This window comes from Streptomyces sp. NPDC054887 (assembly GCF_053610585.1).
The window spans coordinates 16992-31400 of the sequence record NZ_JBSGYQ010000079.1 but is presented as its reverse complement, the minus strand read 5'-3'; the positions used below and the strand labels follow the sequence as shown (position 1 = coordinate 31400).

The following is a 14409-nucleotide window of genomic DNA, read 5'->3' as shown; positions in this document are numbered from 1 at the left end:
TTCCCGGTCGGGTGCCGGCCCGGACCACCGCGCAGGAGGGAGCGCGGTGGTCCGTGCCGTGGCTGACGAACGTCAGCTGTTGTCCGCGCCGTTGGCGGCGAGCAGGTTGTCCAGGACGTGCGACAGCGTCTCGTCACCCTTGTTCTGGGTGGAGTTCTCGACGCACTGCTGGTTCTGCGGGTTGGACAGGATGTCCTGGACGCCGACGTTGATGAGGCCGACGACGTTCTGGATGTTCTTGATCGGGACGGCGACGCACGGCTTGTTGAAGGAGCCCTGGATGAGCGACATCTGGGGGCTCATGTCGCCGTGCGTGGCGGAGTTGCCGTAGATCTGCTTCGACCCGTTGCCACTCGCCGTGCGGGTGTCCTGGTCGTCAGCGGCCGCCATTGCCTGCGGGGCGGCCGCGGCACCGAGGCCCATGACGGAGACGGCGACGGCAGCGGTAGCCATGACCTTCTTGATCACTGTTTTCCTCTTTCCATGTCGTACCCCGAGGTGAGGCTCACTGACCAACTCCACAGCGATGGGTTAGTTCTCCTGCATCACCCATTTGGCCGCGCAGGGATACTCCAGAAGGCCCGCAAATACCATTCGAGTGAATCGGCGCAACCAAAGCCCTGACCGAAAGTTGAGCCTGACGCAGAACCCTGAGTACCGGACTAACAAGGAAATCAAATGCTCAAGAAGATGATGGCCTCGGCCGCGGTCGCTGCCTCTGTAGTCGGGTTCGGCGCTGCCGGAGCCGGCCAGGCGATCGCCGCCGGTGACGACCAGACGACCGCGAACGCCAGCGGCAACGGAGCGGTGCAGAAGTACGGCAACTCCATCACGAAGGGCAAGCAGAGCCCGCAGCTGTCCATCATCCAGGGCACGCTCAACAAGCCGTGCATCACCGTCCCGATCAAGAACATCCAGAACGTCGTCGGCCTCATCAACGTCGGCGTTCAGGACATCCTGTCCAACCCGCAGGACCAGCAGTGCGTCGAGAGCTCCACCCAGAACAAGGACGACGAGACCCTGTCGCACCTGCTGGACAACGCCATCGCGGGCAACGGCGCGTCGAACGAGTGACGCCGGTCGCGGCCTGATCGGGCCCTGACGCACAGTGCGCCCCCGACCGCCGTCGGGGGCGCACTGCTGCGCCCGCCCCGGCCGCCGGCGCGGGACGTTGGGACCCGGAACCACCCGCAGGCCCCGTGCGCCCGTACACACGAGAAGGCGTACGCACGAGACGACGTACACACGAGAAGGCCGGTGCGCACACCCACAGGTGTACGCACCGGCCTTCCGGCGACGCCGCGCGAGGGCGCGGAGGCCGCTCAGCCCTGGAGCGGCATGCCGCCGAGCATGGGGCCGGCGGTCTTGGCGGTCTTCTGGGCGTTGCCGAGGAGCTTGGACGGGTCGCCGTTCCTGGCCTCGTTGACGGCCTGCGCGGTGTCGGTCGCGGCGTGCAGAAGGGGCTGGACGGTGGAGTCCACGGGCTGGTGCTTGTTCAGGGCGTCGGTCAGCTGCTGCACGCCGCCGTTCAGGCTCATCGCCTGGTACTCGGCGGGCATGGCGGCGGCCGGAGACGCGGCTGCCGCGGCGGCTCCCGCGGCCATCATCGAAGCGGCAATGGTCGAGGCGGCCTTCATGTACTTCATTCCAGTGATCCCTCTTCGTGCTGGCGTAATCCGCGAACTACGAATCCCGTGACATTCCGACGCTGCTGTTCCATGTCACTTACACCAGGACTAACGAAGGCCCGCACGGTGAGAAACTGACATCGTACGCCGTTCTTGCCGATTCACCCGGATGCGGACACGGCAAAGCGTCCGCATGTCCCCCGGACACACGAATGGAGCGGGTTCCGGAGAACCCGCTCCATTCGTGCGTACGGCGTGTGCGCCGGATCCCGTGTCAGATCTGCGCGGACGCCTTGCGGCGGAACATCAGCACACCGCCGCCGAGCAGCGCGGCACTGAGCGCCGCCGCGGCGCCGAGCTCACCGGCACCCGTGGCGGCCAGGCTGGGAGCCTCCTGCGCGGCGGGAAGCACCTGCGTGGGCGGCTTCTGGGCCTGGGGTTCGGCCATGGGCGGCTTGTTGACGGACGGCTCCTCGGCCGGCGACTCCTCGGCCGGCAGCTCCTCGACCGGGGGCTTGTCGACCGGAGGCTTCTCGGCGGGCGGAGTACCGGGCGGCGTGTGACCCGGGGGCTCCTCGGCCGGGGGCTCCTCCTCGCACGGCTCGTCACCGGGCTGCTCCTGGTGGGGCGGCTCGTGACGCGGCGGCTCGCCACCGGGGTGCTCCTCGTGCGGCCGCTCGCCCACGGGCGGCTTGCCCTCGGGCTTCCCGCCACCGGGGTGCCCCTCACCGGGGTTGTCGCCGCCGGGGTGACCGGGGTGGTCGTTGCCGGGGTTGTCGCCGCCGGGGTGACCGGGGTGGTCGTTGCCGGGGTGACCGGGGTGGTCGTTCCCCGGGTGACCGGGGTGGTCGTTGCCCGGGTGACCGCCGGGGTGACCGCCACCGGGGTGATGGCCGTCAGGTCCCTCGCCGCCCGGGTGGCCGCCGCCGGGGTGGCCGTCACCAGGGGGGTTCCCGTGGCCGGGGCCCTCACCAGGGGGGCCGCCGTGACCGGGGCCGCCGTGACCGGGCTCGCCGTGGCCGGGCCTGGAGGGCTTGTGCGGCTTCTTCGACTCACCGTTGGCGCACTCGTTGCCGAAGGCCGGGTTCAGAAGCGCGATGATGTTGATGGTGTTGCCGCACGCGTTCACCGGAACGTGTACAGGCGCCTGAACGTTGTTGCCGGACACTGCGCCCGGCGAGTTGGAGGTATCCCCCTCGGCCCCGGAATCCGCCAGAGCGGTGCCTCCGGACATGGCGAGGAGCCCGGAGGCGGCCGCCGCGGCGAACACACCTCTGCTCAAAACCTGTCGCACTTTGCCGTTCCCTGTCTGTCTACCTGCGGGGGAGCCGATTGCTCACACGCGATGAGGGAGGTTCAGTGGGCCCCCGAGCGCATGGCGTGCACTGGGGGGCCAACTGTGACCGAACATCTAGCGGTTCGGACGGGGAACTACTTGTTGATGCACTCGTTGCCGAAGGCCGGGTTCAGGAGCGCGATGATGTTCACGGTGTTGCCGCAGAGGTTCACCGGAATGTGGATCGGCACCTGCACGTTGTTGCCGGAGATGACGCCCGGGTTGCCCTTGACGTCACCGTTCGCACCGGAGTCGGCGATGGCCGGGGAGGCGACACCGACGGCCAGGAGCGAGCCGGCGATGAAAGCGGCGCTCTTCATGTACTTCACTTTAAGAACCTTTCCGGCGGCGACACCCTACACAGCCACGTCCTTCGCGCTGCACGAGTCTGTCTTCTTCACGCCCGTAGCGTCGCCGTCGTCATCGGTAACGATCCGGTTCCACCGAGGAAACTCCATAAAAGAAGCTATCTATCCACCGTCACCCGAACGCCCTAACCGCCATTTCGGCCCGGTGCGGCGTGAATTGACGTCCGCACGCCGATGCCCGGCCTCCCCAGCAGGGGAAACCGGGAACGGGCACGGCGTGTCGGGCGTCAGACGGGCGCGCCGGGGACCTTCGGGGCGTCCGCGGCGCCGGGGACCTTCGGCAGCGCGGGCAGACCTTCGAGGTTCGGGGCCGGGAGACCGCCGCCCACCACGATGCTGACGACCACGTTGAGGCTCGCGGTGATGGTGGCCACGACCGCCTCCGTCACCTTGGCCGCGTCACCCTGCTCCGCGGCCTTGAGCAGTACGTCGACCTTGGCGCGCAGGTCGACGACCGCCTTCGCCTTGAGTTCGAGACCCGCGTCGGCGGCCCGGGGAGCCGCCACGGAAGGCAGCTCGGGGGACGGGGAGGCGGGGACTTCGAGGGCGGTGCCGGGGGCCTTGGGCAGCTTGTCCAGGGCCTCTTCGATCGCCTTCGTGTGCTTGGCGATCTCCTCGGGCGACAGTTTGCCTCCGCCGGCGATGATCGCGTCGAGCAGCTTGGTGACGGGCGTCAGCACACCGGCGATGTCGTTCAGCAGCTTCACCTGGGGAGTGAGCTTGTCGGCGCCGGGCAGCGGGTCCGCGGCGGCGGGGCGCTCCGCGGCGGGCGGAGGCGACACCGGGGCCGCTATCGCGCCCCCCGCCGCGCCGAACGCCAGTGCGCCGCACGCCAGGGAGGAGACGACGAGGCCGGCGGTTCGGGGAATGCGCATGGGGGTGTCCTTACGTGAGGGGTCGGAGAGGGGACAACGCCACCGTGCAACCGGCGACCACCCTCCGCAACTTTTCCCGCACGCTGCGTCAGTACTGGAGTGCTTTGTCGAGTCCCTGGAAGCTCTCCTCGCTCACGTCGGGCAGGCCGAGCGGGAGCGGCGAGGCCGGGGGCCGGTCGGAGCGGTCCTGCGGGGCGGCCAGGGCCGAAGGGGCGGGCCCCGCCAGGGCCGAAGGGGCGGGCCCCGCCAGGGCCGTCGCCAGTCCGGCCGCGAACGCCGCGGCAGTGGCCGCGGCGACTGCGCTTCGTTTCTTCATGCCCTGCCAACGGCCCAGATCCCCACAGGTCACGGGCGGTTCGAGTGGCCGCGGGACGCCCCGGGCGCCGGCCGGGCCCGAGGCTCAGGCCCGGCTGCGGTCCGCCGCTCGCTCCTGTTGCGGCACCGCGCTCAGGTAACCGGCGGGCTCCAGCGGGCGGTCGGTGAAGAAGCGGAGCGCCAAGTCGGCCACCTCGTCGGCCTTTTCGAGGACGACCCAGTGGTCGGCGTCCCGGATCGTCGTGAAGCGGCTTCCCCGGATCGTCGCGGCGAAGGCCCGCTGCCGCTCGGCCGACGTCACCGTGTCGTGCTCCCCGGTGAACACGAGCGCCGGTACCCCCGACAGGCCCCCCGAGAAGTCCGGCCGGTCGCCGAGGGAGCGGTACACGGAGTCCGCGGCGTGCGGGGAGTGGGCGACGGCGTGCAGCATGGTGCGCTTCACGTACCGGTACGCGAGGTCCCTGCGGGCGACGTACCGGTCGGGGTCGAGGCACATCAGCGCCTCGGTCACCAGCGTCGCGAAGCCGTCCCGGTCACCTGCGGCGAGCCGGTCGGTGGCGCACTGCCAATGCGCCCGCTGGGCGTCGGAGATGTGGGCGGGCACACCGCCGAGGATCAGCCGGGCGACGCGGCCCGGGTTGCGCTGGGCGCAGCGGAAGGCGAGCGCGGCGCCGTACGAGAAGCCGAAGAGATTGACGCGCGGTACGTCGAGGTCGTCGATGATCCGGGTGACCGCGGCGCACAGGAGGTCCGCGCTGGGCCCCGGCGGCAGCGGCGCGGCGGTGCCCATGCCCGGCAGGTCGGCGGTCACCACGCTCGCGACGGGCCCGAGGCGTCCGTCCATCTGCGGCCAGCCGAGCATCCCCTGGAGGGCGCCGCCGAGGACGACCACCGGTTCGGTGACCTCCCCGGCGAGCGGTCCCGGCGCGCCGGTGGCCGGGCCCGTGCGGTGCAGTACGCGGTAGGAGTAGCGCAGCCCGTCCACCGACAGCGAGCGAACGGTTTCCTCGGGCATGCTCCTTCTCCTTCTCGCCGTGCTCTCGTGATCTTCGACTGGTCTCTGCGGAGGGCGTCGGGGCCCCGTCAGGCGCGGGTGAGGACGAGCGCGGCGTTGTGCCCGCCGAAGCCGAGCGACGTCTTGACCGCGCAGTCGAACGCGGCGGGGCGGGCGGCCTTGGCGACCACCTCGACCGGGATGTGCGGGTCGAGCGCGTCCAGGTTGGCCGTGGGAGGGACCAGCTGGTGTTCGAGGGCGAGCACCGTCAGCGCGGTCTCGATGCCGCCGGCCGCGCCCAGGGTGTGGCCCGTCATGGCCTTGGTCGAGGTGACGAGCGGGCCGGCGCCCAGCACCCGGTGCAGCGTCGTCGCCTCGATGAGGTCGTTGAACACGGTGGACGTGCCGTGCGCGTTGACGTGGCCGACCTCCGACGGGGCGATGCCCGCGTCCCCGAGCGCGGTGCGCAGCGCGCTCTCGATGCCCTTGCCCTCCGGGTCGGGGGCGACCGCCGAGTACGCGTCGCTGGACGCGCCGTAGCCGGCGACGTGCGCCCTGATCCGGGCGCCGCGGGCCCTGGCGTGCTCGGGGCGTTCCATGACGAGCAGCCCGGCACCCTCGCCGACGACGAAGCCGTCGCGGTCGGCGTCGAACGGGCGGCAGGCCGCCGCGGGGTCGTCGCGGCGGGTGGACACCGCGCGCATCTGGCAGGCGCTGGCGATCAGCAGCCGCGAGCACACGGACTCGGCCCCGCCGGCGACGACGATGTCGCAGGCGCCGGTGCGCAGCATCTGGTGCGCGGTGCCGATCGCCACCGTGCCCGACGAGCAGGCGGTGGAGACCGCCTGGCTCGGGCCGCGGGCGCCGAGGTCCATGCAGACACTGCTGGCCGCGCCGTTGACCACGGTCAGCGGGGCGAGCTTCGGGGAGACGCGGCGCGGGCCCTTGGCGGTCAGCGCGGTGTGCTGCTCGTCGTAGAAGGGGAGGCCGCCGTGGGCGGAGCCGATGACGACCGCGACCCGGCCGCCGTCCCAGACGGCAGGGTCGAGCCCGGCGTCGGCCACGGCCTCGCGGGCCGCGAGCACGGCGAGCTGGGAGAAACGGTCCATCAGGCGCTGGGCCGCGACGCCGAGCGCCTGCGCCGTGTCGAGGTCCTCGGCGGGCACGGCGTACATGAAGTCGCAGGGGAGGTCGCGCAGTTCCTCGCGCGCGCCGACGGAGGCGGGGCGGACCCGGCCCTCCGTGACGTTTCGCCAGGTGTCGGGGACGCCCACGCCGGCCGCCGTGACCAGTCCGAGTCCCGTCACGGCCGCCGTGAACGGCGGGACGGTCCGCCCGGTCATCGCGGCGTCCCGGGGCCGGCGAGTTTGGCCTCCACGAGCTCGACGAGCTCGCCCACGGTGTTGCGGGAGGTCAGGGCCGCGTCCTCCAGGTCGATTTCCAGCTGCTCCTCGATGAGGATGCGGAATTCCTCCAGCGCGAGCGAATCCATGCGCAATGCGTGGAGCGGGTTCTCGGGACGGACGGCCGCCGGGTCCACTCCGAATTTCTTCACCATCAGCGTGCTGACGGCATCTGTCGCACTGGCCACTCGTCGCTCCTCCGAGTTCGTCCGGCAACCTTTATACGCGCCCACCCGGACGGGCCTTTACATCGTTCGCCCTATGTGATGAGGGCTCGCGCTTGCGTGCGGATTGAGCGGACGCGGAGCGTACACACGCCCGTTGAAAGCCGGAGCGAACGGGCCGGGAAGCAGCGCTTCCCGGCCCTTCCGACGCCGTCGCTACGCGTTCCCGCCGCTGCCGTACGGGCGGGTGATCGCCTCCAGCGCGTGGCCGGACGGGTCCATGAAGTACATCCCCCGGCCCCCGTCGTTGCGGTTGATCTCCCCCGGCTGCTTGCCGTGCGGGTCGGCGTAGTACGTGATCCCGGCGTCCCGGACGCGCTGGAAGATCCCGTCGAACTCGGCCTCCGTGACGAGGAAGGCGTAGTGCTGAGGGGTGATCGACTCCGCGGGGATCGTCGCGAAGTCGAGGGTGACGCCGTTGCTCAGTTCCACGGCGACGAACGGGCCCCACTCGGCCCCCGTCTCCAGGCCCATGACGCGGGTGAAGAACTCGGCGGATTCCCGCTTGTCGCGGGAGTGGACGATGGTGTGATTCAGCTGTACCGACACTGTGGAATGCCTCCGTAAGGCAAACTCACGGGCTACCTCCATGCCTCACCCGGACGGTGACCGACACGCGATGCCGTGCGCCGATTTTAAGGTCGCGATCACGTCCTTGTCATGCGTTCGGGTTACCCGCCCACGACCGCCAGTTCGAATGCCGTCACGGGAGTCCCGGTACGGCTACGCAACTCCTCCCGGTGTCCCTATGGTGGGGCGCACAGAGAGGAAGGACCCCAGCAGCGATGCATGAACGGGCGGACGCGCATCCGGGCCTGATGCCCGTACAGGCCATGCGGGCGGGTGACCACGCGTTCCTCTCCTACGAGGACGACGAGGACAACTGGGACGCCCTCGTCACGTACGTCCGCACCGGGCTGGCCCGCGGCGAGAAGGTAATGGTCTTCGCGGCGCCGCAGCTCGACCCCGACGCCGTGCGCGCGCGGCTGGACGCGACCAGCCGGCTGCTCGCCGAGGCGCGCGGGCGGGGGCAGCTGACGAACAGCAGCATGCGGGCGCTGATCAGGCCGGATCGCGGGTTCACCCCGGAGCGGCAGTGGGAACGCCTCCGCGAGGAGACCGCGCTCGCCGTCGCGCAGGGCTACCGGGGGCTGCGGGCGTTCATCGACATGCACTGGGTCGCGGACCTCGACGCCGACGTCGGGACGATGATGTACCGCGAGTCCCACGCCGGTCACCTCTTCCAGAAACGGCCGTACCACGAGATCTGCTCCTACGACCGGCGCGCGTTCGACGACGACGTGCTCGACGCCATGTCGGACGCGCACCCCCGTTCCCTGCTCGGCTCGCTCGGGGAGCTGCGCGTCGTGCACGCGCACGAGTCGGTCAGGGTCGCGGGCGAGGCGGACCACGCCACCCGGGGTGCGTTCCTGCGAGCGCTGGGCGAGGCGCTGGAGCGGACCGCCGGGTCCGGCCGGCTGCTGGTGGACCTGCTGCCGCTGCACTTCCTCGCCGTACGGTGCGCCCTCGACCTCGTCGACCACATCGCGGGAGCGACCGGCCACGACGGCGTCGAGGTGCGCTGCGGCGCGGCGCAGGCGGAGCTGCTGCGCAGGCTCGGCTCGGAGCGGGTCAGGCGCCTCACGCTGACGGAGGCGGTGCGGGAATGGTGACGGAAGGGGTGCACCTCAACAACGGCGGGCCGCAGGAGCGGCTGCTGGAGTACGACTTCGGCCCGGAGGACCTGCCGAGGCTGCGGGTGCTGGTCGACCAGTGGGCGGCGTGGGCGGGACTGGCCGAGCCGCGCCGCGGCGACTTCGTCCTGGCGGCGGACGCGGTGGCGACGAACGCCGTCGAGCACGGCGGCGGGCGCGGCCGGCTGGTGCTGCGCCGGTCGCCCGGCGCGCTCGAATGCACGATCAGCGACTCGGGTCCGGGCTTCGCCTCCTCGGTCATCCCGGAACTGGCTCCGGGGCTGGCCGGCAGCCACGGCGGGCGGGGCCTGTGGCTGACGCGGCTCATCACGGACCGGCTGGTCATCACGGGCGGCGCGCAGGACGGGCGGGCGGCCCCCGGCAGTGTGGTGGCGTTCGCCATGCGGCTGCCGGGCTGAGAACCCCGGCGACGGGCGCGCGCCACTAGCCCGACGGGGCGGACTTGGGCGCCGTACGGCTAAGAACCGGCGCGCCGGTGGGACGAGAGGCACATGCCTGCCATGTGCCACGTCCCGCGCGCGGTGCGCAGCAGCGGCTTGCTCACGGTGCTGCTGGTACTCGCCGCCGTCCTCGCCGTCATGGCGGGCGAGGGAGGGCAGGCCCGGCCCCCGGCGGTCGTGCTGACGGGGGAGGCGGCTCCAGCCGGTTCGGGGACGTCTCCCGGCTCCGGGGGCGAGGGGCAGCCGTCGGACGCCGGTGACAGCGAGGTACGGGGCGCGGGGGAGAGCGCCCGGGCGGCGCGGCGGGGGCGCGCGCGGAGCCGCGGCAGGGGGCTGGCCGCCGGGCCGGTGGCGTCGTACCGGCGGGGGCGGCGCCCGGACACCCGGCGCGCGTGCCGGGTGGCGGGGGTTCCGGCGGCGAGCGGGGAGCGGCGGCGGGTGGTCCTGCGCTGCTGAGAGGGCCCGGCGCGGCCCGGCACCGGCGTGCCGACGCCGCGGCTCCGGCCCGAACCCCTCGACCCGTAAGGACGTTCACCATGCCCATCGACCCGTACGCCGCCCTGAGCGCCATGGTCCGCGCGGAAGCGGCCCGCTCGTCCGAACCCCACGACCCGCCCGCGCACACCCCCCGACATTCCGAGCCCTCACCCCACGCTCCGGCCCACACCACCCCTCACACCGCCGACTCCGCCGCCGTCCTCGACGGACCCGCAGCGCCGCAGGACGAAACGACCGCCCACCGCCCCTGACGCGCCCCCTCCCCGCGACCGGGCCGGGGAGGTCGGCACCCGCCGGCCTCCCCGGCCCGTCCCCACCCACTCGCTGACCTGCGCACACGCTCGACAGGAGCCGGTGCGAGGCCCGGAGTAGGGTAATGACAAGGCAAAGTAGCCGGTTGCGCGCTGCTGTGATTCCCGGCCGCTGTTCCCGGAGGTCCCCGCGTGCCGCGGCCGGGAGGCAGACCGGGAGGCAGACCATGGGCACGCGCCGGACGACGTTGCCGGGGGTCGGTACGCAGTACGACTTCACGACCGAACGCGGCCAGCACATCTCCGTCGTCGTGCACAAGGACGGCCGGCGCTTCATCGGCTTCTACGATCGCGACGACCCCGACGCGTGCCTGCTCTCCGTACCCCTGGCGCCCGACGAGGCCACCGCACTGGCCCATCTGATCGACGCGGCGCCCACCGACGCCGTACGCACGGACGGGATCGATCTCGTCACCGAGCACATCCAGGTGACCGCCAAGTCGCCGTACGCGGGCCGCCCCCTCGGCGACACCCGGGCGCGCACCCGTACGGGGGCGTCGATCGTCGCCGTACTCCAGCGGACCACCGCGACACCGTCGCCGGGACCGGACTTCCGTCTCTCCATCGGGGACACGCTGGTCGTCGTCGGCACCCGCGAGGGCGTCGACGCGCTCGCCGAGATCGTCGCGGGAGGCTGAGCCGTGCACAACACCACCGCGCTCCTGATCGAACTCGGCGCGCTCATCCTGGCGCTCGGCCTCGTCGGCAGGCTGGCGGAGCGGGTGGGCCTGTCCCCCATACCGCTCTACCTCCTCGCGGGTCTCGCGTTCGGGCAGGGCGGACTGGTGCCGCTCGACGCCAGTGAGGACTTCGTGGCCGTCGGCGCCGACATCGGCGTCATCCTGCTGCTGCTCCTTCTGGGCCTGGAGTACAGCGCGTCCGAGCTCGTCACCAGCCTGAAGACCCAATACCCCTCCGGCGCGGTCGACTTCGTCCTGAACGCCACGCCCGGCGCGGTGGCCGCGCTCCTCCTGGGGTGGGGGCCGGTGGCCGCCGTGGCGCTGGCCGGCGTCACATGGATCTCGTCGTCCGGGGTCGTCGCCAAGGTGCTCACCGACCTGGGCCGGCTCGGCAACCGCGAGACGCCGGTCGTGCTCGGCGTACTGGTGATGGAAGACCTGTCGATGGCGGTCTACCTGCCGCTGCTGACGGCGCTGCTCGCAGGCGTGGGCCTGGCGGGCGGCAGTGTGGCGCTGGTGATCGCGCTGGGGACGGTCGGCCTCGTCCTGTACGTCGCACTGCGGCACGGGCGTCTGATCAGCCGCGCGGTCTCGTCGGACAACCCGGAGATGCTGCTGCTGGTGGTCCTGGGGCTGACGGTGCTGGTAGCTGGTCTGGCGCAGCAGCTTCAGGTGTCGGCGGCGGTGGGCGCGTTCCTGGTCGGCATCGCGCTGTCGGGCGAGGTGGCGGAGGGTGCGCACAAGCTGCTGACGCCGCTGCGCGACCTCTTCGCGGCGGTCTTCTTCGTCTTCTTCGGCCTGTCGACGGATCCGGCGGAGATCCCGCCCGTCCTGCTGCCCGCCCTGCTGCTGGCCGTCGTGACGGCGCTCACGAAGATCGCCACCGGCTGGTACGCGGCGCGGCGTGCGGGCATCGGCCCGCGCGGCCGGCTGCGGGCGGGTGGGGCGCTGGTCGCGCGGGGCGAGTTCTCGATCGTGATCGCGGGCCTGGCGGTGGCGACCGAGCCCCGGATAGGCCCGATCGCCACGGCGTACGTGCTGATCCTGGTGATCCTCGGCCCGCTGACGGCACGGTGGACGGAACCGCTGGTCTCGCGGTTGCGGCGGGCGGGGCGGGGGAACGGGTGGCGCCGGGGACGCGGGAAGGGGGACGACGGGACGCCCATGACGCGGGCGTCCGGCCCACGGTCGCCCGACGAGACGCTGGACACGGCGTCGGGGGTCAAGGGCTGAGGGGGCTCGGGGCTGGGGCGGCCGGGGGCGGTGCGGTTGCTGGGCGGCTGACGGGTTGTCTGGTGGCTGGGGGCGGCGGCGGTGGCGGTGGTGGTCGCGGCTGCGGCTGCGGCTGCGGCTGCGGCTGCGGCTGCGGGACCAACTCCGCAGAAGGAAGGCGGGGGCGGAATTATGCACGTATTCGCCCCGGGTTGTGACGCGTAAGCGGCGTCGCGTGTCGACTTGAGCCCGTAGCGGCGGCGGAGGGACGGCCGCCGGGGCGGCCGTTCCGGGATGCGGACGCCGCCTTCTGTTGCACACCTGTTGTATCTATGCTGTGCGCATGCCATCCGCGCCCACCGCCACCGCCCCCGGCACCGTCAAGCAGCCCCCGGCCGCCGAGCGCGTGTACACCCACGTCAAGAAGGGCGTACTCGACCGGCACTACGAGGGCGGCACCCTCCTCACCGAGGGCGACCTCGCCGACGCCGTCGGCGTGTCGAGGACGCCCGTACGGGAAGCGCTGCTGCGGCTGGAGGTCGAGGGGCTCATCAAGCTGTATCCCAAGAAGGGCGCCCTCGTCCTCGCCGTCTCCGCGCAGGAGATCTCCGACGTCGTCGAGACGCGGCTGCTGGTGGAGGAGTTCGCCGTGCGGCGCGCCGTACCCGCGTCCGCCGCTCTCCTCGCCCGGCTCGAACAGTCGCTGGAGGAGCAGAGGCAGCGGGCCCTGGAGGGCGACCTCGCCGAAGTCGCCGTCGCCGACCGGTGCTTCCACGTCGCCATCGTGCGCAACGCCGGGAACCAGATCCTGACCCGCCTGTACGACCAGCTCCGGGACCGGCAACTCCGTATGGGGGTCACCATCATGGAGGCGCATCCCGACCGCATCGCCAAGAACATCACCGAGCACGCCGAGATGCTGGAGGCGATCCGGGCGGGCGACGTCGAGGGGGCCGCCCGGTGCGTGCGCCGCCATGTCGGGCGCGTCAAGGTGCTGGCCCGTGGGGACGAGCGGGGCGATGAGCGCGGCGAGAGGTCGGCCGAAGGCTGGGGCGGGGAGCGGTGAGGGACTCCGCTGCGCCTGCCGTCTCACTGCCGGGGGACCCGCCCGGCGGCCGGCGTGCCGCCGCCGTCTGGGGCATCGGCGTCGCCGTCTACTTCGTCGCCGTCATCTTCCGCACCAGCCTGGGCGTCGCGGGCCTCGACGCCGCCGACCGGTTCCACGTCAACGCGTCCGCGCTGTCGACGTTCTCCATACTCCAGCTGCTCGTGTACGCGGGCATGCAGATACCCGTGGGCCTTCTGGTGGACCGGCTCGGTACGAAGAAGGTCCTGACCCTCGGCGTCGTCCTGTTCACCCTCGGGCAGGCCGCCTTCGCCTTCTCCCCCTCGTACGGGACCGCCCTCGCCGCCCGCGCGCTGCTGGGCTGCGGCGACGCCATGACGTTCATCGCCGTACTGCGCCTCGGCGCCCGCTGGTTCCCCGCGCGGCGCGGGCCGCTGATCGCACAGCTCGCCGGGCTGTGCGGAATGGCGGGCAACCTCGTCTCCACACTCATCGTGGCGCGCATGCTCAGCGGCCTCGGCTGGACCGCCACCTTCGCGGGCAGCTCCCTCGCCGGGGTACTCGTGCTCGTCCTGCTGCTGCTGTTCCTGAAGGACCACCCGCAGGGGTACGAGCCCGCCCCGGCCGAGCACGCGGGCGCGGCGTACGTCCGCGCGCAGATCGCCGCCGCGTGGCGCGAGCCCGGGACACGGCTCGGGATGTGGGTGCACTTCACGACGCAGTTCCCGGCGATGGTGTTCCTGCTGCTGTGGGGGATGCCGTTCCTCGTCGAGGCGCAGGGGCTGACCCGCGGCACGGCCGGTGAACTGCTGACGCTCGTCGTCGTGTCCAACATGGCGCTCGGGCTCGTGTACGGGCAGGTCGTCGCCCGGCACGGCGCGGCCCGCGCGCCGCTCGCCCTCGGCACCGTCGGAGCGACCGCCCTGCTGTGGGCGGCGACCCTCGCCCACCCGGGCGACCACGCGCCCATGTGGCTGCTCGTCACCCTGTGCGCGGTGCTGGGCGCGTGCGGGCCGGCGTCGATGATCGGCTTCGACTTCGCGCGGCCCGCCAACCCGCCGGAGCGCCAGGGCACGGCCTCCGGCATCGTCAACATGGGCGGCTTCGTCGCCTCCATGACGACGCTGCTGGCGGTGGGCGTGCTGCTCGACGCGACCGGCGACAACTACCGCGTCGCCTTCGCCTCGGTCTTCGTGCTGGAGGCGGTCGGCGTCGCGCAGATCCTGCGGCTGCGCGCGCGGACGGCCCGCCGGGAGCGGGACCGCCTGGTCGCCAGCCGGGTCGAGGTCGTGCACGTCCCTGCCTGAGACGACCGGCCGGCGGTACGGCGCGGGTCCCGGCGGC

19 protein-coding genes are annotated in these 14409 nt (G+C 72.2%); 9 read left to right on the top strand and 10 right to left on the bottom strand.

What is annotated here, in order from left to right:
- Positions 1-72: 72 nt before the first annotated feature.
- A complete protein-coding gene (locus ACWGH0_RS30690) occupies positions 73-468 on the bottom strand; it encodes a rodlin (protein ID WP_453407536.1) in 396 nt (131 codons plus the stop codon).
- 210 nt (positions 469-678) lie between these two features.
- Here ACWGH0_RS30690 and ACWGH0_RS30685 point away from each other — a divergent pair, with 210 nt between their 5' ends.
- Positions 679-1074: a rodlin gene (locus ACWGH0_RS30685; RefSeq protein WP_453407535.1), complete on the top strand. Its 396-nt coding sequence runs from the start codon at positions 679-681 to the stop codon at positions 1072-1074.
- A 248-nt stretch (positions 1075-1322) separates the two neighbouring features.
- Here ACWGH0_RS30685 and ACWGH0_RS30680 read toward each other — a convergent pair whose 3' ends face one another.
- From ACWGH0_RS30680 to ACWGH0_RS30640, 9 genes are all read right to left on the bottom strand, one after another.
- The gene (locus ACWGH0_RS30680) at positions 1323-1646 is read right to left on the bottom strand and encodes a hypothetical protein (RefSeq protein WP_453407534.1); all 324 of its coding nucleotides are present in this window, start codon (positions 1644-1646) and stop codon (positions 1323-1325) included.
- A 256-nt stretch (positions 1647-1902) separates the two neighbouring features.
- Positions 1903-2862, bottom strand: a complete 960-nt coding sequence (locus tag ACWGH0_RS30675) for a chaplin (protein ID WP_453407537.1) — start codon at positions 2860-2862, stop codon at positions 1903-1905.
- 197 nt (positions 2863-3059) lie between these two features.
- Positions 3060-3293 (bottom strand): chaplin, encoded by a 234-nt coding sequence (locus ACWGH0_RS30670; protein WP_453407533.1) that lies wholly within the window; start codon positions 3291-3293, stop codon positions 3060-3062.
- Positions 3294-3559: 266 nt separating this feature from the next.
- Positions 3560-4207: a hypothetical protein gene (locus ACWGH0_RS30665; RefSeq protein WP_453407532.1), complete on the bottom strand. Its 648-nt coding sequence runs from the start codon at positions 4205-4207 to the stop codon at positions 3560-3562.
- 88 nt (positions 4208-4295) lie between these two features.
- Positions 4296-4523: a hypothetical protein gene (locus ACWGH0_RS30660; protein ID WP_453407531.1), complete on the bottom strand. Its 228-nt coding sequence runs from the start codon at positions 4521-4523 to the stop codon at positions 4296-4298.
- An 84-nt stretch (positions 4524-4607) separates the two neighbouring features.
- The gene (locus tag ACWGH0_RS30655; RefSeq protein WP_453407530.1) at positions 4608-5537 is read right to left on the bottom strand and encodes an alpha/beta fold hydrolase; all 930 of its coding nucleotides are present in this window, start codon (positions 5535-5537) and stop codon (positions 4608-4610) included.
- A 68-nt stretch (positions 5538-5605) separates the two neighbouring features.
- The gene (locus ACWGH0_RS30650) at positions 5606-6859 is read right to left on the bottom strand and encodes a beta-ketoacyl-[acyl-carrier-protein] synthase family protein (protein ID WP_453407529.1); all 1254 of its coding nucleotides are present in this window, start codon (positions 6857-6859) and stop codon (positions 5606-5608) included.
- The gene (locus tag ACWGH0_RS30645) at positions 6856-7107 is read right to left on the bottom strand and encodes an acyl carrier protein (RefSeq protein ID WP_453407528.1); all 252 of its coding nucleotides are present in this window, start codon (positions 7105-7107) and stop codon (positions 6856-6858) included. The genes ACWGH0_RS30650 and ACWGH0_RS30645 overlap by 4 nt, the downstream gene beginning before the upstream one ends.
- 192 nt (positions 7108-7299) lie before the next feature.
- Complete coding sequence (locus ACWGH0_RS30640) at positions 7300-7692, bottom strand: VOC family protein (protein ID WP_453407527.1); 393 nt, start codon at positions 7690-7692, stop codon at positions 7300-7302.
- Between the two features lie 236 nt (positions 7693-7928).
- Here ACWGH0_RS30640 and ACWGH0_RS30635 point away from each other — a divergent pair, with 236 nt between their 5' ends.
- The 8 genes from ACWGH0_RS30635 to ACWGH0_RS30600 all read left to right on the top strand — a co-directional run bounded on the left by ACWGH0_RS30635 (position 7929) and on the right by ACWGH0_RS30600 (position 14372).
- Positions 7929-8816: an MEDS domain-containing protein gene (locus ACWGH0_RS30635; protein ID WP_453407526.1), complete on the top strand. Its 888-nt coding sequence runs from the start codon at positions 7929-7931 to the stop codon at positions 8814-8816.
- Entirely contained in the window at positions 8810-9256 is a 447-nt protein-coding gene (locus tag ACWGH0_RS30630) for an ATP-binding protein (protein WP_453407525.1), read from the top strand. The genes ACWGH0_RS30635 and ACWGH0_RS30630 overlap by 7 nt, the downstream gene beginning before the upstream one ends.
- 93 nt (positions 9257-9349) lie before the next feature.
- Entirely contained in the window at positions 9350-9754 is a 405-nt protein-coding gene (locus ACWGH0_RS30625) for a hypothetical protein (RefSeq protein WP_453407524.1), read from the top strand.
- 80 nt (positions 9755-9834) lie between these two features.
- Positions 9835-10047, top strand: coding sequence for a hypothetical protein (locus ACWGH0_RS30620; RefSeq protein WP_453407523.1), 213 nt, complete (start codon positions 9835-9837; stop codon positions 10045-10047).
- A 227-nt stretch (positions 10048-10274) separates the two neighbouring features.
- Complete coding sequence (locus ACWGH0_RS30615) at positions 10275-10745, top strand: cation:proton antiporter regulatory subunit (RefSeq protein WP_453407522.1); 471 nt, start codon at positions 10275-10277, stop codon at positions 10743-10745.
- Between the two features lie 3 nt (positions 10746-10748).
- Positions 10749-12020 (top strand): cation:proton antiporter, encoded by a 1272-nt coding sequence (locus ACWGH0_RS30610; protein WP_453407521.1) that lies wholly within the window; start codon positions 10749-10751, stop codon positions 12018-12020.
- A 322-nt stretch (positions 12021-12342) separates the two neighbouring features.
- Positions 12343-13065 carry a GntR family transcriptional regulator gene (locus ACWGH0_RS30605; RefSeq protein ID WP_453407520.1) on the top strand — a complete coding sequence of 241 codons (723 nt, stop codon included), beginning with the start codon at positions 12343-12345 and terminating at the stop codon, positions 13063-13065.
- Positions 13062-14372, top strand: coding sequence for an MFS transporter (locus ACWGH0_RS30600; protein WP_453407519.1), 1311 nt, complete (start codon positions 13062-13064; stop codon positions 14370-14372). The genes ACWGH0_RS30605 and ACWGH0_RS30600 overlap by 4 nt, the downstream gene beginning before the upstream one ends.
- Positions 14373-14409: the final 37 nt, after the last annotated feature.